Origin of the sequence: Clostridium sartagoforme (assembly GCF_004794105.1) — a bacterium.
Classification (GTDB): Bacteria; Bacillota; Clostridia; order Clostridiales; family Clostridiaceae; genus Clostridium; species Clostridium sartagoforme_B.
On the sequence record NZ_SRYR01000001.1, the window covers coordinates 1,133,706 to 1,155,529 of the forward strand.

At 27.2% G+C, this 21,824-nt stretch carries 19 protein-coding genes and 1 riboswitch; of the genes, 7 read left to right on the top strand and 12 right to left on the bottom strand.

Features of this window, described 5'->3' with window-relative positions; genetic code table 11:
- Positions 1-75 precede the first annotated feature (75 nt).
- The 4 genes from E5347_RS05070 to metH form a co-directional block, all read right to left on the bottom strand.
- A complete protein-coding gene (locus E5347_RS05070) occupies positions 76-957 on the bottom strand; it encodes a DMT family transporter (protein WP_136005218.1) in 882 nt (293 codons plus the stop codon).
- 104 nt (positions 958-1,061) lie between these two features.
- Positions 1,062-1,253, bottom strand: coding sequence for a DUF1450 domain-containing protein (locus E5347_RS05075; protein WP_136005220.1), 192 nt, complete (start codon positions 1,251-1,253; stop codon positions 1,062-1,064).
- A gap of 285 nt (positions 1,254-1,538) precedes the next feature.
- Positions 1,539-2,738 (bottom strand): acetate/propionate family kinase, encoded by a 1,200-nt coding sequence (locus E5347_RS05080; RefSeq protein ID WP_136005222.1) that lies wholly within the window; start codon positions 2,736-2,738, stop codon positions 1,539-1,541.
- 254 nt (positions 2,739-2,992) lie between these two features.
- Positions 2,993-6,643, bottom strand: a complete 3,651-nt coding sequence (metH, locus tag E5347_RS05085) for a methionine synthase (RefSeq protein WP_136005224.1) — start codon at positions 6,641-6,643, stop codon at positions 2,993-2,995.
- 77 nt (positions 6,644-6,720) lie between these two features.
- Positions 6,721-6,826, bottom strand: a riboswitch (SAM riboswitch).
- Positions 6,827-6,988: 162 nt separating this feature from the next.
- On the opposite strand from metH, the gene E5347_RS05090 reads away from it, so the two are divergent.
- Complete coding sequence (locus E5347_RS05090; protein WP_136005226.1) at positions 6,989-7,879, top strand: DUF6385 domain-containing protein; 891 nt, start codon at positions 6,989-6,991, stop codon at positions 7,877-7,879.
- An 80-nt stretch (positions 7,880-7,959) separates the two neighbouring features.
- On the opposite strand, the gene E5347_RS17050 is transcribed toward E5347_RS05090, so the two are convergent.
- A complete protein-coding gene (locus E5347_RS17050; protein ID WP_243109723.1) occupies positions 7,960-9,324 on the bottom strand; it encodes a hypothetical protein in 1,365 nt (454 codons plus the stop codon).
- Between the two features lie 40 nt (positions 9,325-9,364).
- Here E5347_RS17050 and E5347_RS17055 point away from each other — a divergent pair, with 40 nt between their 5' ends.
- The 4 genes from E5347_RS17055 (at position 9,365) to E5347_RS05110 (ending at position 13,841) form a co-directional block, all read left to right on the top strand.
- The gene (locus E5347_RS17055) at positions 9,365-9,634 is read left to right on the top strand and encodes a DUF6385 domain-containing protein (protein ID WP_243109724.1); all 270 of its coding nucleotides are present in this window, start codon (positions 9,365-9,367) and stop codon (positions 9,632-9,634) included.
- Positions 9,635-9,718: 84 nt separating this feature from the next.
- Positions 9,719-11,533 carry a tetratricopeptide repeat-containing glycosyltransferase family 2 protein gene (locus tag E5347_RS05100; protein WP_136005230.1) on the top strand — a complete coding sequence of 605 codons (1,815 nt, stop codon included), beginning with the start codon at positions 9,719-9,721 and terminating at the stop codon, positions 11,531-11,533.
- Between the two features lie 79 nt (positions 11,534-11,612).
- A complete protein-coding gene (locus tag E5347_RS05105) occupies positions 11,613-12,137 on the top strand; it encodes a hypothetical protein (protein WP_136005232.1) in 525 nt (174 codons plus the stop codon).
- 99 nt (positions 12,138-12,236) lie between these two features.
- Positions 12,237-13,841, top strand: a complete 1,605-nt coding sequence (locus tag E5347_RS05110) for a DUF2207 domain-containing protein (RefSeq protein ID WP_136005234.1) — start codon at positions 12,237-12,239, stop codon at positions 13,839-13,841.
- Positions 13,842-13,976: 135 nt separating this feature from the next.
- Here E5347_RS05110 and ybaK read toward each other — a convergent pair whose 3' ends face one another.
- Complete coding sequence (ybaK, locus tag E5347_RS05115) at positions 13,977-14,462, bottom strand: Cys-tRNA(Pro) deacylase (RefSeq protein ID WP_136005236.1); 486 nt, start codon at positions 14,460-14,462, stop codon at positions 13,977-13,979.
- Between the two features lie 685 nt (positions 14,463-15,147).
- Here ybaK and E5347_RS05120 point away from each other — a divergent pair.
- Positions 15,148-15,666: a hypothetical protein gene (locus E5347_RS05120; protein WP_136005239.1), complete on the top strand. Its 519-nt coding sequence runs from the start codon at positions 15,148-15,150 to the stop codon at positions 15,664-15,666.
- A gap of 31 nt (positions 15,667-15,697) precedes the next feature.
- Here the strand turns inward: E5347_RS05120 and E5347_RS05125 are convergent, their stop codons facing one another.
- The 3 genes from E5347_RS05125 to E5347_RS05130 form a co-directional block, all read right to left on the bottom strand.
- Positions 15,698-17,851, bottom strand: coding sequence for a YhgE/Pip domain-containing protein (locus E5347_RS05125; RefSeq protein ID WP_168354904.1), 2,154 nt, complete (start codon positions 17,849-17,851; stop codon positions 15,698-15,700).
- Between the two features lie 133 nt (positions 17,852-17,984).
- Positions 17,985-18,116, bottom strand: a complete 132-nt coding sequence (locus E5347_RS17175; RefSeq protein ID WP_279230087.1) for a hypothetical protein — start codon at positions 18,114-18,116, stop codon at positions 17,985-17,987.
- Entirely contained in the window at positions 18,113-18,607 is a 495-nt protein-coding gene (locus E5347_RS05130; protein ID WP_136005242.1) for a hypothetical protein, read from the bottom strand. Before E5347_RS05130 ends, E5347_RS17175 begins: the two co-directional genes overlap by 4 nt.
- 263 nt (positions 18,608-18,870) lie before the next feature.
- Here E5347_RS05130 and ilvA point away from each other — a divergent pair, with 263 nt between their 5' ends.
- Positions 18,871-20,070, top strand: coding sequence for a threonine ammonia-lyase (gene ilvA / locus E5347_RS05135; RefSeq protein WP_136005243.1), 1,200 nt, complete (start codon positions 18,871-18,873; stop codon positions 20,068-20,070).
- 121 nt (positions 20,071-20,191) lie between these two features.
- On the opposite strand, the gene E5347_RS16800 is transcribed toward ilvA, so the two are convergent.
- The 3 genes from E5347_RS16800 to E5347_RS05145 form a co-directional block, all read right to left on the bottom strand.
- Positions 20,192-20,335 carry a hypothetical protein gene (locus E5347_RS16800; RefSeq protein ID WP_168354905.1) on the bottom strand — a complete coding sequence of 48 codons (144 nt, stop codon included), beginning with the start codon at positions 20,333-20,335 and terminating at the stop codon, positions 20,192-20,194.
- A gap of 62 nt (positions 20,336-20,397) precedes the next feature.
- On the bottom strand, positions 20,398-20,907 hold the full coding sequence (locus tag E5347_RS05140; RefSeq protein WP_136005245.1) for a hypothetical protein: 510 nt from the start codon (positions 20,905-20,907) through the stop codon (positions 20,398-20,400).
- 112 nt (positions 20,908-21,019) lie between these two features.
- The gene (locus E5347_RS05145) at positions 21,020-21,748 is read right to left on the bottom strand and encodes an HAD family hydrolase (protein WP_136005247.1); all 729 of its coding nucleotides are present in this window, start codon (positions 21,746-21,748) and stop codon (positions 21,020-21,022) included.
- Positions 21,749-21,824: the final 76 nt, after the last annotated feature.

Consider the following 21,824-nt stretch of genomic DNA (forward strand, 5'->3'; position numbering starts at 1 on the left):
ATAATATGTAAAGCCTATATAAAATAATAATAATTTTCTTCTTAACAATATTATTCTTTAAATATTTGTTATAATCTACTTTGTTGTAGATTCTTTTTTATCTAGATTTCTATTATAAAGGAACATATATAAAGAAGCTCCAAATATAATTATATATCCTATGAAACTTAATGTATCTGGTAAAACTCCAAAGACTATAAAACTTATTATAGCTGAAAATATTATATTTGAATAATCGAATATTGATATTTCTTTTGCTGGAGCATATTTATATGCTATAGTTATACCAAATTGCCCTATACTTGCAAAAGCACCTGCCATTAATAAATAAAATAATTGTATTGGCTCCATAGGTTTATATACCGCCATCATAAATGGGAATATAGTTATTAATGAAAATAATGAAAAATAAAATACTATTGTATAATGATTTTCTTTACCTCCAAGAGATCTTAAACAAGTATATGCCCCTGCTGCAAAAACTGCTCCCAGAATTCCTAGAATAAATGGTATCATTGATAAATCAAAACTAGGTTTTATAATAAACAACGCTCCTACGAAAGCTACTACTATTGAAATAAATTGCTTTAAATTAATTTTTTCTCCTAAATATAATGCTGAAAAAATTATAACGAAGAATGGGCTAAGCTTATTTAACATATTCGCATCTGATAACACCAACATATCTATTGAATAGAAATTCAATACTATTCCTATAGTCCCTAAAGTTGATCTTAGAATAAGTAATTTTTGATTCTCTTTCTTTCCAAAAAATCTTTCTTTATTTTTAATAATGAAAAATAATGCTATTATACAAGAAACTAAATTTCTATAAAATGTTTTTTGAAATGAAGGTAAATCTCCAGATAGCTTAACAAATGCTGACATAGCTGCAAATCCAAAAGCAGAAAATGTTATAAATATTATTCCTTTTACTCTATCACTTAAATTGTTCATATCATCACTCCTAACTTCTTACTATAATATATTATACATAAAATAAAAAGCCTTAAAATAGTATTTAAAATAATTGGAGCTGTCAAAGTGACAGCTCCATATTACTATTCTTCAATTTGGCTTATAAATTCTTCTTCTGTTTCAGTTTCAATGTACTTTCCATTAGCATAACCAATTACAAGTCCATCTCTTCCTCCACATTCACCTATGCATCCAACTTCTACATTATCTGCACCAAATTTTAACTCTAGCTTTTCTATATCTATTCCTGAACAAACTGGACAAACTGATATCATAATTAATTCTCCTTTAAAATACTTTCTTTATGAGTTAATTATATAAACTATACTATTTAAATACAAATTCTAATATTTTAAATTAGGTCTTATTTTCTTATGATATCTCTTATTAACTAATTATTTTTATCACTTTTACAATATTCAATTTTATAAAATTAAATTTTTATCAACTATATTTACTAAGTAGTTCTAAACTAATTAGTAAAGACTATGATTCCTATTTAATCGTTAAAAACATATAAAAAGACAGACCTTATTAGATCTGCCTATAATAAATTTAAATTAATTATTTTTTACTAATTTTACTGTATCTCTAGCTATCATTAATTCTTCATTAGTAGGAATTAGATAAACCTTAACCTTAGAATCTTCAGTTGAGATTTCTTGTATTTTTCCTCTTACATCATTCTTTTCATCATCAATTCTAAATCCTAAGAATTCAAGTCCTCTTAAAGATTCTTTTCTTGTAACTATTGAGTTTTCTCCTATTCCTGCTGTAAATACTATTACATCTACTCCACCCATAATTCCAGCATAAGCTGCAATTTGTGCTCTAACTTTGTAGTGGAATATATCTAAAGCTAGTTTAGCTCTTTCATTACCCTTTTCAGACTCACTTAAAACATCTCTAAAATCAGATGATACTCCAGAAATTCCAAGAATCCCTGATTTTTTATTTAATAGCTCATCAATATCTGACATTGTATAACCTTGTTCTTCAACTAAGAAACTTATTACCGATGGGTCAATGCTTCCTGCTCTTGTTCCCATCATTACACCTGCAAGTGGAGTGAATCCCATTGAAGTGTCAATTGATTTTCCACCTTTAACAGCTGCTAAAGAGCAACCATTTCCTAGGTGGCATGTTACAATTTTTAAGTCTTTTATATCTTTTCCCATAACTTTTGCAACCTTCTGAGAAACATACATATGAGAAGTACCATGGAAACCATACTTTCTTATTCCATAGTTCTCATATAATTCATATGGTAGTGGACAAATATATGCTTCCTTAGGCATTGTTTGATGGAATGCTGTATCAAATACTGCTACCATTGGTGTATTTGGCATTAACTCTTTACATGCTTCAATCCCAATTATATTTGGTGGATTATGTAAAGGTGCTAAAGAGATACAATCTCTAATAGATTCTATTACTTCTTCATCAATTATTACTGAATGAGAGTATTTTTCTCCACCATGAACAACTCTATGTCCTACTGCACTTATTTCTTCCATTGATTTTATTACACCATGCTCTTTATTAACCAATGCTTCTAATACAAGCTTAATAGCATCTTTATGGTTATGCATATTTACTTCAATTACATATTTATCTTTTCCTTCAACTTTTTGAGTTAAAATAGATCCTTCTATTCCTATTCTTTCAACTAAACCTTGAACTAATGAATTCTCTGTATTCATATCTATTAATTGATATTTTAATGACGAGCTTCCACAGTTAATCACTAATGTTTTCATCCTGATTCTCCTTCTTCTCTCTTTATTCTATATTATATATAATACACTAAAAATCTATATATTCAAATTGATAGATTATTCGATTTCTACGAAATACCTTCTTTATTGTTAAATGTTGCATTTTTTTATCTACTTTCTCCATTTCTTTCAACATTATAGTTTACCTTACTAATTCTAAGTATAGTTATCTTCAATATAATCCAATGGACTACTAAATTTAAATAGTCCATTGAGTTTGTATATTTATAACTTTATCACAGAAGAATATGCGGCATTCTATATTTTAAATCTTTTATATCTGAATTATTTCTTTCGGCATAATCTTCTAATTGGTCGTTATCTACTTTATAAACATCAAAATATTTAGCTTTTTCATTTGCAAAGTATAAACCGCAAACTGATGATGGTGGATCCATCATATAACTTTCTGTAACAATTGCCCCAGTATTGTTCTCTCCATCTAAGACCTTAAAAATCTTTGTTATCTCTTTTTGATCCTTAATAGATGGATATCCTACAGCAGGCCTTATACCTCTATATCTTCCAATTAAAAGTTCATCATAAGATAAATCCTCATCCTTTGAATAACCCCAATAATCTTTTCTCATATCAAGATGAAGCTTTTCTGCAAAACCTTCAGCTAACCTATCGCATACAAAGGTTAAAAGCATTGAATTATAATCATCACCAGCTTCTTTAAGTTCCCTTATATATTCCTTTGCTTCCATTCCACTAGTAGTTATAAAAGCACCTATATAATCTTCTTTTTCACTTTCAATTGGTGCTATAAAATCACTTAGTGATAGGTACACTTCTTCTTTTCCCTTCTTTTGCTGTCTGAAAAAGTTAAAAGTCTCAATTTCATTACTATTCTTATCAAATATTTTAATATCATCCCCTACAGAATTAGCCTTAAACAATCCAATTGCGCCTTTTAACTTAACTCTTCCATTAGCTTCTAATTCATCTAACATCTTATTTGCATCTTTAAATAGCCTTCTTGCTTCTTCTCCGTACTTTTCATCTTCTAGCACTTGAGGATACTTCATTCTCATTCCCCAAGCTGTAAAGAAAAAGCTCCAATCAATATATGGTCTAATTTCTTTAATAGAATAATTATTTACCTCTTTAACTCCAAGGAAGTTAGGTTTCTCAATAGTAGTATTCTTCCAATCAATTTTAAACTTATTTTTTCTTGCTTCATCGATAGAAACAAAATCTTGTTTAATTTTACTATAATTATCCCTTTGATTTTTATATTCCTCTTTAGTATTTTTAACAAACTCATCTTTATCTTTTGACATAAGTGTTTTACAGATTTCTACTGTTTTTGATGCATCAAAGCCATAAATAACTGGTCCATTATAGCTTGGATCAATCTTAAGAGCTGTATGAACTTTAGATGTAGTTGCTCCACCTATTATCAGCGGCTTTTTAAAACCTTGTTTTTCCATTTCGCTTGCTACATTAATCATTTCATTCAATGAAGGTGTAATTAAACCACTTAATCCAATAATATCTACATCTTCTTCTATTGCAGTGCTTAATATTTTTTCACAGGGAACCATTACCCCAAGGTCAATTACATCGAAATTATTACATGATAACACTACTCCAACTATATTCTTACCTATATCATGAACATCACCTTTTACAGTTGCAAGTAGTATCTTGCCATCCTTTTTATAAGTTCCTTGATTTTGTGAATCTATATATGGAGTTAAAAATGCAACTCCCTTTTTCATAACTCGTGCAGATTTAACTACTTGTGGTAAGAACATTTTACCGTCACCAAATAATGATCCAACCTTCTTCATACCATCCATAAGAGGTCCTTCTATAATATCTAAAGCTTTATCATATAAGGCTAAAGCTTCATTTAAGTCTTCTTCTATATAATCACTTATACCTTTAACTAAGGAATATTTAAGTCTTTCTGAGCAATCAAGTTCTCTCCATTTATCTTTACTTTCATCTTCTTTTTTCCCATCTGATTTATACCTATCTGCTGCTTCTAGTAATTTTTCACCTGCATCACTACTTTTATTAAATATTACATCTTCAACAAGCTTTAATAAGTCTTTTGGAATTTCATCGTATATTTGAATCATCCCTGGATTTACAATCCCCATATCCATGCCATTTTTTATAGCATAATATAAGAATGCTGAGTGCATAGCTTCTCTTATTTTATTGCTACCTCTAAATGAAAAAGATAAATTACTTACTCCACCAGATACCTTTGCATAAGGTAAGTTTTCTTTAATCCATTTAGTGGCATTTAAGAAATCTACAGCATAGTTATTATGCTCTTCGATACCAGTAGCAATTGCTAAAATATTAGGATCGAAAATTATATCTTCAGGTGGAAATTTAACTTTATCAACTAATATATCATAAGCTCTTTTACAAATTTTAATTTTCTTTTCATAATTGTCAGCTTGACCACTTTCATCAAAGGCCATTACTACCACTGCCGCACCAAAATCTTTAATTATATTAGCTTTTTCTATAAAGTCTTCTTCTCCATTTTTTAAAGATATAGAGTTAACTATATGCTTCCCTTGGATTACTTTTAATCCTTTTTCTATAACTTCAAATCTAGAGGAATCTATCATTATAGGTTTTGCAGAAATATCTGGATCAGAAGCTAATAATTTTAAAAAATGTTCCATTTCCATTTCACTGTCTAGCAATCCATCATCTACATTTATATCAATAATTTGTGCTCCATTTTCAACTTGGTCCTTAGCTATAACTAATGCTTCCTCATATTTCTTTTCTCTTATAAGTCTTGCAAACTTAGCTGAACCAGATACATTAGTTCTTTCACCTATATTTACAAAGTTAGTATCTTCATTTGCCCTAGTTACTTCTAAGCCACAATATATACTTTCTACTTTTCTTTCTTTAATAATTCTTGGTGGATATTTCTTAACTAGATCTGCTATTTTTTCTATATGCCTATAAGCAGTACCACAACAACCACCAACTAAATTTATATACCCCTCTTTTAGCATTACTTCAACATACTTAGCAGTAATTTCTGGTGATTCATCATATAAACCTAATTCGTTGGGTAATCCTGCATTTGGATATACAGATATAAACAAATCTTGAGTATCAGCTAATTCCTTTATAAATGGAATTAGATCCTTTCCTCCAAAAGAACAGTTAAGACCTATTGATATTACATTTTCAGCTCTCATTGATGAAGCAAAGGCTTCTAATGTTTGTCCTGATAAAATTCTTCCTGACTTATCAGTTATTGTTCCAGAAATCATTATTGGTAAAAACTCATTTCTCTCCCGATACACTTCATTAGCTGCAATTATTGAAGCTCTTGCATTTAATGAATCAAAGATAGTTTCAACAAGAACAATATCTATTCCCCCATCCATTAATGCCCCAATTTGTTCCTTATATGCTTCTTTTAATTCATCAAAGGTAACACTTCTAAAGGATGGATCTTCTACATCTGGAGATAAAGAAGCCATTTTATTAGTAGGTCCTATAGACCCTGCTACATATCTTCTTTTACCATCTATTTTATAAAAATCATCACAGGCTTCCTTTGCTATCCTTGCACTTTCAAAGTTCATTTTATAAACTAAATGTTCTAATTCAAAATCACTTTGTGATATTTTATTAGAGTTCAGTGTATTAGTTTCAATAATATCTGCTCCAGCTCCTAAAAAGCCTCTATGTATTGCATTAATTATTTCTGGCTTAGTTACACTTAAAAGATCATTATTTCCTTTCTGATCAACATGAAAATCCTTTAGCAAGTCTCCTCTAAAATCTTCTTCTTTTAGTAAATAATTTTGAATATTAGTCCCCATAGCTCCATCAATAACTAATATTCTCTTCTTTAATTCATTAACTATTTCAAAATTTGAATTCATTACTTTGCCCCCTTTTTAACAAAAATAAAATCTCTCCTAATAAAGAAGAGATTTCTACATCCATATATTACTTTTCTCTCTTATCTTTCAGAATAACTGCCGGATTTAGCACCACATTTAATTAAATCATAAATAGGTTGCTGGGTTTCATAGGGCCAGTCCCTCCACCACTCTTAATAAGATATTTTTGTTTATATCATTATATATTTTTTATTTCCATATGTCAATTTTAGTAATTCTTTTAGTTATTTTTTTATCTAATAATTTCTTTATTTTACTTAATAAATTTAACCAATATAAATCACCTACATATAATAAAATATACTAATGTTTTAAGGGGGTCTTATGTTATACTCAAAGCTTTACCCAAAATCATCTTATATTTCAAGCTATAGAAAAGATGGTAGCTTTTACTACAAAAACACTTTATTAGTTGGGAACTATTTATATGGTGATATTCACTACATTTCTTTATTAAAATTTTCTGATTTAAAAGATTTAAATAAAGACATTGAAATTGTTAATGCTTCACTTAACTTATATCTTACAGATGAATGTAACTCATCTATTGAAGAATTAATAAGATTATTTGTTCTATTTAAAATTGATGAAAACTTTAATCTTGAGGATACAACATGGAACAATTCCCCCAGGTTATCTTCATTAAATTTAGATAAAAAAGATTTTAGTTACGATTCAAGATCTAATATAATTTCTTTTAGTATTACTCCCTTAATAGAAGAACTTTCAGAAAATAATAATTATGCATATGGTCTAGCTCTTATGTGTAGACCAGGTATCAATTCAACATTGTATAAGTTTTATTCATCTAATAGCAATAATCAACCTTTTATATTGGTTAATTATGAAAAATGTAATAACAAAAATAAGGAAACAGCGGAAATAATTTTTAAAGAAAGAGAATTCAATGTAAACAGCTTAGAAAATGAATTCTATTCACCAAATATAGATATTTCTAATTTTAATACTGGAACTTATTTTGTTAAGAATAAAAGTTCAAGTAATATAAAAGCTTATTTGCAAATAAGTCCAAATAGCATTGATTTTACAGATGATGTTGTTGAAGTGGAAATTAACGCTAATAATACAGCTGCTTTAGCACTAGCAAAGTTTTTAAAATACTCAAGAATAAGATTTGTAAATTCATCACCTAATCCAAATTCAAATATTTGTGTTTGGTTCCAAGGCCAAACTTTTGACTACCATATTAGATAAACTTTCGAAAAAGAGGTGCACAATATGAATAATTTGGTGTTTAACACTGTAGCTTCAGAATTGAAAACCAGTATTTATGCTCAGGCTCCAGATAGTAGTTTACAGGTTCTGCAAACTGACTCCACTGGGGCCCTTAAAACTTCAATTTCAAATGCAAGCCTAACAGTTTCAATCACTGATCCTATAACAATAGCAAACGCAAGTCTAACAGTTAATGTCAATAATCCAGTTACAATTGCAAATGCAATAACTATTGCCAATACTAGCTTAACTGTTAATGTAAATAATTCTATTACTATAGCAAATGCAAGTATCACAGCTTCAATTACTGGACCTGTTACTATTGCCAACGACAGTTTAACAGTTGTAGTTAATAATCCAGTAACAGTTGCTAACGCTATTACCATTGCAAATACAAGTTTAACTGTAGCTGTTAGTAATCCAATTACTATCGCTAACGCTAGTTTGACCGTTAATGTTAACAACCCAATTACAGTAGCTAATGCAATAACAATAGCAAATGCTAGTCTTACTGTTAATGTTAATAATGCTATCACTGTAGCTAACGCTATTACGATTGCCAATACAAGTTTGACTGTTGCTGTAAGTAATCCTATAACTATAGCTAATGCTAGTTTGACCGTTAATGTTAACAACCCAATTACAGTAGCTAATGCAATAACAATAGCAAATGCTAGTCTTAATGTTAATGTTAATAATGCTATCACTGTAGCTAACGCTATTACCATTGCTAATACAAGTTTGACTGTTGCTGTAAGTAATCCTATAACTATAGCTAATGCTAGTTTGACCGTCAATGTTAACAGCCCAATTACAGTATCTAATGCAATAACAATAGCAAATACTAGTCTTACTGTTAATGTAAATAATGCTATTACTATAGCGAATGCAAGTATCACGGCTTCAATTACTGGACCTGTTACTATAGCAAATTCTACTCTTACCGTTACTGTTAATAATCCTGTTACAGTAGCGAATGCAGTTACAATTTCTAACGCTATTACCGTTGCTAACTCAATTACCATAGCTAACTCTAGCTTAACAGTTATAGTTAATAATCCTATTACTATCGCTAATCCATTAACGATTGCTAATGCCATAACCGTATCTAATGCAATAACAATAGCTAATACTAGCTTAACAGTTGCCGTTAGTAATCCTATTACTATCGCTAATGAAACTCTAACTGTATCTGTAAGAAATCCAATAACTGTAGCTAATGCAATTACTATTGCTAATACAAGTATTACAGTAGCTGTTAGTAATTCTATAACTATTGCCAACTCTAGGCTCACAGTTATAGTTAATAATCCAGTAACTATTGGTAATTCAGTTACCATAGCTAATGCAATTACAGTTGCTAACTCTATTACAATAGCTAATTCTAGTTTAACTGTTCTTATAGGTGCAAATGCATTTACCACAAGTAACACACTAAATGTAACTGCTACAGGTACAGGAAATGTGTTTAATAATACTGATATTTCTCCATTAAGAACTGTTTCTTTCTTTGTTTATAATACAGGTACTAATACTTTAACTATTTCTTTACAAATGAGTCCAACTACAAATAATGCCGACTATATTACTGATCCTAGCTACAATAATTATGCAATAGTTGGGGGCGATAGGAAGATTATTACAGTAAGTAGATTTGGTAATTATACTAGGCTCCTATACACATTAGGTGCTACAACAGCAACATTTTCAGCTTACTTCAACGGACAAAGCTAATTATTAAAATTTATTTTTCCTTATATAAGTTTATTCTTATATAAGGATTCTACATAAGCTCTAATAATTGTAAGGAGGATAATCATGAATAAAACAACATTAAGTTTATGTATGATAGTAAAAAATGAAGAAAAATATATAGCAAAATCTATAGACTCTGTAAAAGATATAGTAAATGAAATAGTAATCGTTGATACTGGATCTACTGATTCAACTTTAGATATTCTTAAAAATTATAATGTTAAACTATACAATTATAAATGGGAAAATGACTTTGCTTCAGCAAGAAATTTTGCAATAAATAAAATTAAAAGTGATTGGATATTATTCCTAGATGCTGATGAAATATTAGATGAAGCTTCAAAGGATAATTTAATAAATTATGTTAATACAACAAAATTAGATGGTTGCCATTTTATTGTTTATAATTATAGATCAGAAAATCAAAATGATTTTACAATTCACTATGCATTTAGATTGTTTAGAAATAATAAAGGGTATTACTATAAAGGTAAAATACATGAGCAAATTTTTAATGATAAATATAGAAATATAACTAGTAGATTTTCTAACGAAGAAATAATTTTACACCATTACGGATATAGTGTTGAAGTATTAGAAAAGAAAGATAAACGTTCAAGAAACATCCCTATACTATTAGAAGCCTTAAAAGAAAATCCAAAGGATTCCTTTAATTTATTTAATTTAGGTAATGAGTATTTAGCTCAAAACGATGTAAATACAGCATTAAATCACTATGAATTATCTTATTCCAATTTAGATTTAACTAAACATTACTCTGTACATCTTCTTTATAGAATGGCAGTTTGTTATCAGTATATAAAAAAATATGATTATGCCATAAGATTTGTTGAGGAAGGATTACAACGCTTTTCACCTAACGTTGATTTCGAATATTTAAAAGGTTGTCTATTCCTTGACACTAAAAGATATACTTTAGCAATAGATTCCTTTAACAACTGCCTTACTTTAGGTGATTCAGGTAGTACTGTAAAGTTTGTAAGTAATTGTGGATCTATTAACCCATTAATGTCTCTTGGTAACTTATATTATACTTTATCAGATTATAATAAGGCATTAGATTGCTATAACAAAATTCTTAATATAAGTAGTAGTGATTTATCAATACTATATAAAATAGGTTCTATCTTAAATAAGAAGCATGATAATAAAAATGAAGTTACGAATAACCTTTTAAAATATTTTGCTTCCAAAGATTATATACCTAATGTAATCTTAACTTCTCATATTTTATTAAAAGAAAACTTAATACATGAGGTAAAAGCTCTTATTGAATCAAATGAAGATTTTAATGAATACAAAATAGATGAATATTTCTTAAGAGGAGTTATATCATTATATGAAAATAAATATAATGAATCTCTAGAGTATTTCAATAAGGCATTTATTGAAATTGATATATCAACTAATCCCACTATTATTATAGGAACTTTAAAATCTGATATATCAAAGTATATTTTTATACTATCTTTACTAACCAATAATAATTCTATAGATAAAGCTCTAAGTATTATAAATAATAATTGCTCAAATCTCGAGTACCAAGTGTACTTAGAGCTAAAAGATATCTATTTAAATAATAAATGTACTATGATTACTGAAAATACACAGATATCCTTAAATATACTAGAAGAATTTTTAAATAATATTTTAGGAATAAAAGAGTATAATTTATTTCAAAAGTTAGTTGAAATATTAAACTATGTTGATGATGAAAGTGTTTTAATTACACTTTCTAAAGTTTATGAGGCGAATGGATTTAAAGATTTAGCAATTAAAGAAATCTTTAATTCAATTAAAAAATTTGACTTCGTAGACTCTTGGAGTACAGAAATATTATATAAAGAAATATTATAAAAATCTAATTAATATCATATGTAACTCCCAATTCATATATTATGTATAATAGAGAAAATAACTATAAAGGAATGATATTATGAACAGTCAAGTTTATAATTTTTATCCAGATCCACTATATGTAATTGGTACTAACTCTAATGCTTATCAAAGTGGTAATGGCAACTTTTATAGTATTACTGCAAGCGGATTATCCATCTTAGGGATTGGAACTAATTATCTAATACAATTAAGTAATCCATCAGGAACAAATAAGACATTATATCTATACAAATTCTCTATGTCAATTACTGGTACAAGTATTGGAGTAACTATGACATTTATAAGGAATGGGTCTTTTACAACTGCTGGAACCTCTGTGACTCCAGTAAATACGAATTTTGCTTTAACTGCACCTAGTAGTATAGCTATAGTAAAACATGGTTCAAGTACTCCTATTGGCAGTACTATAGTATTAACTACAGTACAAACAACACAAATTTATACTGAAAATATTGATTCAATAATTGCTATGCCACCTAACACTACTTTATTAATCCAAATTACTAGTTCAGTTGCATTACTACAAACCATAGCAATTAATTTATTTTCGTATGAATTTTAAATTTACTCTGGATGTATCAAAGTATGATACATCCTTTTTTTAATTGTGTTAATTTAATAACTATTTTATAATTAGAATATAAAATAAAGGGGTGATAAATTGAAAAAGCTATTAACTATTTTATTTTCTTTACTATTATTATTTCCAAAGCAAGTTTTAGCAGATAGTAAATCCTATACAATACAAGATTTATTAATTAATGCTGAAATTCAAGAAAATGGCGATATTTTAGTAGAGGAAACCTTCACTTACAATTTTAAAGGTAGTTTTAATGGTATTTATATTGATTTAAATATGAATAAGATTGATGACTATGAAATATTAGAAGTTACAACTGAAGAGAAGTATAATGAAATAACTATTCCAAAAAGTGAGAACAATGATAACAATACTTATGAGACAAATCTAGATAATGAGAAATTACAAATTAAAATTTACTCAAAAAGTGCTGATGAAATAAAAAAATTTAGATTAAAGTATAAAGCAATAGGTGCAGCAAAGAAATATTCTGATTCCAGTCTACTAAATTGGAGCTTCTATACTGCTTCTTCAGATAATCCAGTAAATAATATAAACTTAAATATTACTTTAAAGGACTATCCTTTTGATTTAAATATTTTGAATTATACTGTCTTTGGAGACGGATCCTTTAAAACTAATACCTCTGAAGACTTAATTAGTATTTCTGGAAATGATTTAACTTCTGATATTGGAGTGCAATTAAATTTTCAAAAAGACTTTTTAAATATGCAAGAAATAAATAGGACTTCTACAGAAGCTATAGAAGATGATGATTTTAAATTAGAATATCTTGTTATTCCAATTTCTATTTTAATTTTAGTAGGTGTAATATTATTCATACTAAAAAAGATCAAGGATAAAAAATTCAATGAGGAACTATCTAAGTATAGATCTTTAGCTACCTACCCAGAAGATAAGTATCTCCCTTATATACCATCAAATTTAAGTCCGGCTTTAGTAGCTTACATGACTAATAAAAAAGATTTACAGTGGTCACTTGTACCATGCACCCTACTCTATTTAGTGAAACTTGGTGTATATGAAGTAGATACTAACGTAACTACTGAAAAAGAATTTAATAATATTACTTTTAAGAGAGTTTCAGATATTGATGATAAATACTTCTCTCATTTAGAAGTATTTATAAATTGGTTTAAAAAATATGAAAATCATTATAATGAGTTTTCCTTCCAAGGTATAAAAAATAAGATAGAAAATAACTTAAAAGAATCTGAAAAATTCAAAAATTCATTTTATGATTTTATCAATGAAGTAAGATTAAATGGAAGTTCCTTAAATTTTTATATTACTATTAAAGGTCGTGAAGTCTTAAATAATGAAACTTATATAGAATATTGTCAGTGGCAATCATATAAAAATTATATTTTATATGATACTAATAAAGAAAATATTGATGTAAGGGATTTATTAATTTACTCTTCTGCACTAGGTCTTAAAAATTCACAAATTACAGACTTAATAAGTGAAAATAATCTTGATAGAGGTTATGATCCTTTCTTTAGCTATTATTTTGCTTATAATATGATTTTCTTTAATGATATAAGAACTTCAGCAGAAAGTCTTATAGATCAAAATAATGCTAGTAATAACGATAGCTATAGTAGCTTTTCTTCAGGTGGAGGCTTTAGTGGTGGTGGAGGTGGAGGCTCAGGAGCCTTTTAAAATCACTTTATTACGACATAGTTTATATTTATAAGTTAACTATTATAAATAATTTTGAAGATATTAATTAATAAAAAATCCTCTGTGTTACACAGAGGATTTTTTTAGTAAGGTATAATATAAAAATATAAATATCTATTTTATTACATCTACATATGTAAAATTTAATACTTTTTCTAATTCCAACATTTTTATATTTATTTGATATCCTATCTTTCCTGCACTAAAAACTATTTCATTTAATTCTTTTGCAGATTCATTTATAATTGTTTTATATTCCTTCTTCATACCAATAGGTGAACATCCCCCATGTATATAACCTGTTAAAGGTAATAAATCTTTTGATTTAAGCATTTCAATCGATTTCTCCCCTACTGCCTTAGCTGACTTCTTTAAATCTAGTTCCTCAGCTACTGGAATTAAAAAAACATAAAGGTTCTTTGAATTGGAAGTTGTAACTAAAGTTTTAAATACTTCTTCTTTATTTCTATTTACTTTTTCAGCAACTGATACTCCATCAATTTTACCATCACTAGTATCGTAAGTAGTTACTGAATACTGTACATTCTTTTTATCTAATATTCTCATTGCATTAGTTTTAATTGATTTTTCTTTTGACATATCCTACACCCCTAAAATTTACTACTTATATTATATATTAAAAAATAAAACAAATAAACCTTTAGTAATTGTATATGAATAAGCATTAGATAATCATATATTTATAAATATATTTTGTTATTATTTTTAGGATTTATTAAAATAAAATGTCTATAACCCAAATTAATGGGCATAATTCTAGATAGAAGTTATTCTTGGTAAACTTCTGTTAGTATCGATCTAGCTATGTAGCTAGCTTTTGTTTATTATAATCATAGTTCCTTTTTTCATCGTTATTTTGAAAGTTCTTAGAGAAGTCTAGGAACTTTCTATTTTTCACTAAAAATAACTTTTTATAATATTGGAATTGTCATAAAATGAGTATAAAACCACAAATATAAATATTTAATGTATTCATAACGCAAAGCTATATTTTGACTTAACATAAGCCCTTAGCAATAATTATTGAAATTCAGCTCGTCTGAATTTCTTCCTTTAGTAGGCCTGCATCCCCAAGCTTAAATTATTCAAGTAGTTTTTAACATATTGTGCGTAAGCCAACTTGGAGTGTACAAGGTCGGTCGAGCATAATATGTTAAAAACTCATGCTAAATTTAAAAAAATAGTTTAATGTACTAATAAAATATTCTTATGATATAATTATTTAATAAATAAACTAAATACCAAAGAAAAGGAGTAACTATTAATGAAATGTATAACAATTTCTGGTCCTGCTGGACATGGTAAGGATACACTTGCCCATAAATTAAAGTTAAAACTTAAGGCTAAAGGACAAAAAGTATTTATTATTCATTATGCTGACTATTTAAAAATGGTAGCAACTCAGGTTTATAATTGGAACGGTATTAAAGATGAAGTTGGTAGAGATATTCTTCAAAAATTAGGAGATAAGATGAGAGCTCAAGATGAAATGTATTTAATAAATGAGCTTATTAAAATTATTAATTTAGTTAAAAATGATTTTGATATCGTACTTATTCCTGATGCAAGATTTCCTAAAGAAATAGAATCTTTAAAAAGTATCGGTAAAACAGTATCAATTCATATAACTAGAGTTGATTATGAAAGCATTTTAACCACTGAGCAAAATAACCATAAGACAGAGAGATCTCTTGATAATTATTCGTATGATTATAGTATATTAACTTATACGGATAAAGAAATTAAAGAAATAGATATGATAATAGAAGATATTTTAAATTAATAAGAGGCTGCACTAAAGCAACCTCTTATTTTTAATGACCTATAAGTCCACTTTCATTTAATTTATCTATAAACTTTCTACTTATTCTATTTATTGGCCCCTTTAAGAATAATCCTATTAATATAAATATTACTCCATAACTTATAATCATAGTTAAATCTCTTAATAGATTTTCTTTAACCACTCCAGCTACTGCCTCTCTCATAGCTGATATTGAATAAGTAAATGGTAAAAATGGATTTACTTTTTTAAAGAAGCTAGGCATTACTTCTACAGGGAAGGTTCCACCTGCACCTGCCACTTGAATTACTAGTAATACCACAGCTATAGCCTTTCCAACATTACCAAATATTGAGACTAAAGTGTAGACTATTAATATAAATATTATGCTACTTAAAAGACTTATCCCTATAAATAAGCCCTTGTTTAACACATAACACTTAAGTAAATATATATCACCTAAAGTTAATATTAATGCCTGACATATTCCAATAAATCCAAAGGTCAGAAATTTTCCAAAGTACTTTTCGTAAGTCTTAAATTTAATATCTTTCTTAAATCCATGTGGCTCTGTAGTTAATAAAGAAACTAGAATTAATGATCCTACCCATAAAGCAAGGGTTGAATAAAATGGTGACATAGCTGATCCATAATTAGGTATAGGGAACAACGTCTCCTCTTTAATTTCAACAGGACTCCCTAAAAATTTACTAACAGCCTCCCAATCATTCTTCAGTAAAGATAAAAACTTATCTATATCTTCTTCGTTATTTAAAGATACTAGTTTTGAAGCAATACTATTCAATCTAGCTTTAATTATTGGCATTTCATTATTTAACTTTTCTATATCACCTTTACCAATATTTAATGCATTATTTAATGTATCAAGCAATTTATCTATATCTGGTATTGCTAATGTTGCTTCCTCTAATAGCTTAATTGAATTATTAGATATTTTAGTTAACTCATCTATAGCATTATTAATGGCTGGAATATACTTTGAATCGTAGTTGTTTAAAATATTTAAAATTATACTTCTATTATTGGCTATTAATGCTTTTATCTCCTGAAGTTTAGTCTTATCTATAGGCTTTGCATTATTAACTACTTTGCTTATTTGATTTATAATATCTGTTACAGAATTTAACTTAGAACTTGCTAGGGATAAATCATTTACTATTTCTTTTAAATTATCATTAAACTTTGATAATGGTTCTAAAGCTTTAATAATTCCATTAATCTTACTATTTATCTCATTACATTTTACACTAATATTATCTAATCCATTAATAATAGCATTTTTATCAACATTGATATTAATTACTGTATTTATTATTCCTTCTAGATTATTAAGTTCCCTATTTATTAATTCTAAGTCTGACTTAACCACTGGTGCTACTTCAGCTAATGCTCCTTTTGATTTTTCCAATGCATTTTTAGTATCAACTAATAACTTATCACTTGAAATTAAAGTATCTTTTACTAACGGTAAATTTTCTTTAGTCTTGGAGATTAAATCTTCAATTTTAGAACTCCCAGTATCCAAATCATTAATAACATTTTCTATTTCAGGAACCTTATTATTTATTTCAACAATTCCATTTATTAGCTTTAAAATTTTATCTTTTGAACCTTCAATACTTACCCCTGCTTCATTTAATATCATAAATATTATTCCATCTACAGTTTCGATAATATTAGTATCTACTTGAGACTTTATTGTTGTAACTCCCTTTTCTGTAATTTTAGGAGCAATTGCATTACTTTTTGCATTTACTTTATATATTAATGTTGGTCTTGTAATTGACTTTTCCATTATAGATAGTGTTTCACTAGTAAACTCTTCAGGAATTATTATTGTTGCATAGTATTTTCCTTTTTCAACCCCAGAATTCCCCTCTTCTTCAGATACAAACTCCCAGCCTAAGTTAGTATTTTTTTTAAGCTTTTCTACAATTTCATCTCCAATATTAATGAATTTTTCTTGAAGATTATCTCCCTTATCCTTATTAACTATAGCAACCTTTATTCCGCCTGTACTTCCATAAGGATCCCAACTAGCTCTAATATTAAACCATGCATATAATGAAGGTAAGATCATAAGTCCTAAAATAATAATTATTGCAACATAATTTCTTAAAATGCTATTTAAATCCCTTAGAAATATTTTAAATATATTTTTCATTAGTGCCCTCCATATTAACCTTATCATTAGTATGGTTTTATCTTTTACTTAAATCATTAAAATTATTAACTTTCTATACTTATTATAAAAATAGTGAAAATCTTGCAAAAGGAAATATAATTATCTTTTTAAATTATCTACCTTTAAAATTCATCATTATACTTTTTACTTGTTCTAAACTTTCTGATTTTATTAATTCAATCATTCTAGGAATAAAAGCTATTAGATATTCTTTATTAAAAGTACCATCTTTTTGCTTAATCAAATAAATTTCTTTCCTAATGTATATATAGTTTTAATAATAGTATTATTAGGATATTTCTCAGATAGCTTTGAAATTATATTAATAATGATATTTGTAGGAAATATATGCTGATTAAATAATATTATTATAGATATGATTGATTGTATTAATCCTATTATCAAGAAAATTACATGTAGACTTACTATAGTTCTTAACATTATACATTGGACTATTATCCATATTACTAATGCAAAGCTAAAAACACTACTTATATAACCTTGATATTTTGACTTTAAAAACATCATTATAGCACTAAATATATTTCCTATCCCTAAGACAACAAATAATATAATTCCTGGTATAAGAAAATTATTAAAAGGTGAATATTTTAAAGTATCTACTGTCATACCCATTGGTAATTTAGGAGAGATAATAGCCGCACTTCCTCCAGCCATTGCCCCTATACCAACAAATAAATGTAAAAATAACATTATTTTATATAATTTTTTCATATAAATCCCCCCAAGTATTTAAATGTTCAATACTACTATATCACTATATCTAAGAACATTTTACTATTTATACCATAAATTAATTATTTAATTTTAGATTTTAAAGATTAACTAATTAATTATAATTCCTAAGAAATTTAATTATAAATTAATCTTAATACAGTTTTGTTATTAATTATTTAATAAAAATTTATATTTTTTATTTTTAGAATATTCATAAATCCATTAACCAATGATATAATTATTACTAGAGGTGGAAACTTATGCATTTAAATGAAATAAAGAGAACTAGAGAAAATATAAAAGATGTAATCAATAAGACTCCTTTGCTTTATAGCAATATCTTTTCTTCATTAAATAATTGTTCAGTTTATATGAAATGTGAAAATTTACAGATCACTGGAGCTTATAAAATAAGAGGTGCATTAAATAAAATAAGATCTTTAAGCGAAGAAGAAAAAAGTAAGGGTGTAGTTTGTTCTTCAGCTGGAAATCATGCTCAAGGTGTAGCTTATGCTGCAAATCTTTTAGGTGTAGACTCTACAATAGTAATGCCTAAAAACACACCTTATTTAAAGGTTCACTCAACTCAAGAGTTTGGTGGAAATGTAGTTTTACATGGTAGTTGTTATGATGATGCTTTTCTAAAAGCAAAATCTTTAGAAAGAGATAATAACTCTATATTCATACATCCTTTTAATGATATGGAAGTTATTTATGGACAAGGAACAATAGCTTTAGAAATATTTGAAGATTTAGAAAACATCGATATTATTATTTGTCCTATTGGTGGTGGAGGATTAATAAGTGGTGTATCTTTAGCTGCTAAAGAAATTAACCCTAACATTAAAATTATAGGTGTACAAGCTGAAGGTGCTAATGCTATGGAGAAAAGTTTTAAAGATGGTAAGCTTCACTCTCTTGAATCGGTAAATACTATTGCTGATGGTATAGCTGTAAAGTCACCAGGTGAATTAACATATAGCATTATTAGAGAATATGTAGATGAAGTTATTACTGTATCTGATAAAGAAATAGCTGAAGCTTTCTTGATTTTATGTGAAAAGCATAAATTATTAGCTGAAGCTTCTGGTGCTGCTTCTCTTGCTGCATTAAAGAAACTTAACTTAGAAAACAAAAAAGTAGTTTCAATAATTAGTGGTGGTAATATAGATATGTTAACTATCTCTTCACTTATTAGTGATGGTTTAGTAGAAAGAGGAAGGTTATTCTGTTTCTCTGTAGAACTTCCAGATGTACCAGGACAGCTTCAAGAAATATCTAGAATTTTATCAGAACTTAATGCCAATGTTGTCCAACTAGAGCATAATCAATTTAAGGCAGTTAATAGGCTGAAAAATGTTTTACTTGAAGTAACTGTGGAGACTAATGGTCATCTTCATATAGAGATGATTAGAGAAGCCTTAACTCAAAAAGGATTTAAAATTAAACAAATGTACTAAAATTAGTTATTAAGCTATTTATTTAAAATTAGTAACTAGTAATATAAGCTATGAATATTGTTTACTTGAAGTACTTATAAAACTAAGAAGCTGTATCTAATAAGATACAGCTTCTTAAAATTTATTTTCTTTTTTTCATTTTTTTATATGTTTTGGCATTTTGAATTATGTCCATAAAATCATCAGCTATTTCAAATAATACTTTGCTTTTAGCCTTAGATTTTTTAAAGGTTCTTTTCATTTTCCTCATTAGTTTATTTCTCATAACTGCACCTCCTGAAGAATATCTTCTATTCTATTTTCCCCCGAGATGCAAAATTTATGATTTTATATTAAACTACTTATAATAGAATTTATAAAGTCTTCTTTTTTTGAGTTTAGATACTCACCATAATAGGACTCTATCATGTCTTTATTAATTTCAATTTCAGATAATATAAAACTATTTATATCCATAGAATATCTTTCTTCTATTTCTTCCTTTATAGCTCTATACTCCTCAATGCCACCAGTTTTCTTATACTTTCTTATTAAAGAATCTAAATAAGTATTATATTTATTTATCTTATATGTTATTTTTTGAAGAAAAATTTTCTTAGTTTTAATATAGTTTTTCTCATAATTAATTTTTGTTTTTAAAAGATTATTTAAAGCATAATTCTTTCCTTGAATCTCTATATCTTCACTTAAGTCAGAAAGAGCATTATTAATTATAAAGATTGCTAACTCTTCTTCACTTCCTAATTTGCTTAATAAAGAGTTTCCTCCTACTATTTCAATTGCCTTTCTTAACTGTTTTAACTTTTCTTCTAAAGCTTTATCTCTTATAGTTAACATTATAAATCTCCTTAATTACATAATATCTAATCTAGAATGTATATTATAAATTATCTTTAAAATATTTCATACTTAAATATTATATATTCTTAATATACAGCTGTCTATCCTATTATACAGTTTCTATACAATTTACATTTAAACTATAAGTAACATCTTTTCTCTCAACTATTACTTTTATCTTTTCTCTTATATCTTTATCAGCCTTAACCTTATCTAATAATTCCTTAGTAGGATTAATTGCATAAGGAATTCCTACTGATTTGAACATGGATATATCTCCAGAAGTATCTCCATAAGCATAACTCTTACTTAAGTCTATATTGTATTTTTCCTTAAATTCATTTATAGACTTTAGTTTACTTTCATGATCCCACATAGGTACAACTTCACCACTATATTTGTTATCTCCATCTAACTTATATATAGTTCCCTTAAAGTCATCCATATTATATTTTTTAGACATTTCTCTTACAAGCTCATATGGTGAACCTGAAATTGCAATTACTATATGTCCTTGATCTTGATGCCACTTTATTCTTTCTCTACTAAAGGTATATACTCTATCTCCCTTTTGTTCAATTACTTTCTTTGCAATATAGTCAATATGATATTTATCTATTCCCTTAATAGCATCTACGTAAATATCTACCATTTTTAAAAGATAAGTGTCATAATCCCCTTGTCTCTTATCCCACTTTAGATATGAAGGTCTTACATCGTTATACCACTTATTTTCACTAACTAGTTCATATTTTATTATTTTCTTAAAAACCTCAGTAATTAAACCTTCTCTATATATTGTTCCATCTATATCAAAAAATGCTGCTATATTTTTCATAAAATCCCTCCATTTATTTTTTATATCTATTATATATATCTTTCAAAAAATAGTCTAGATTATTTTTATATAAATA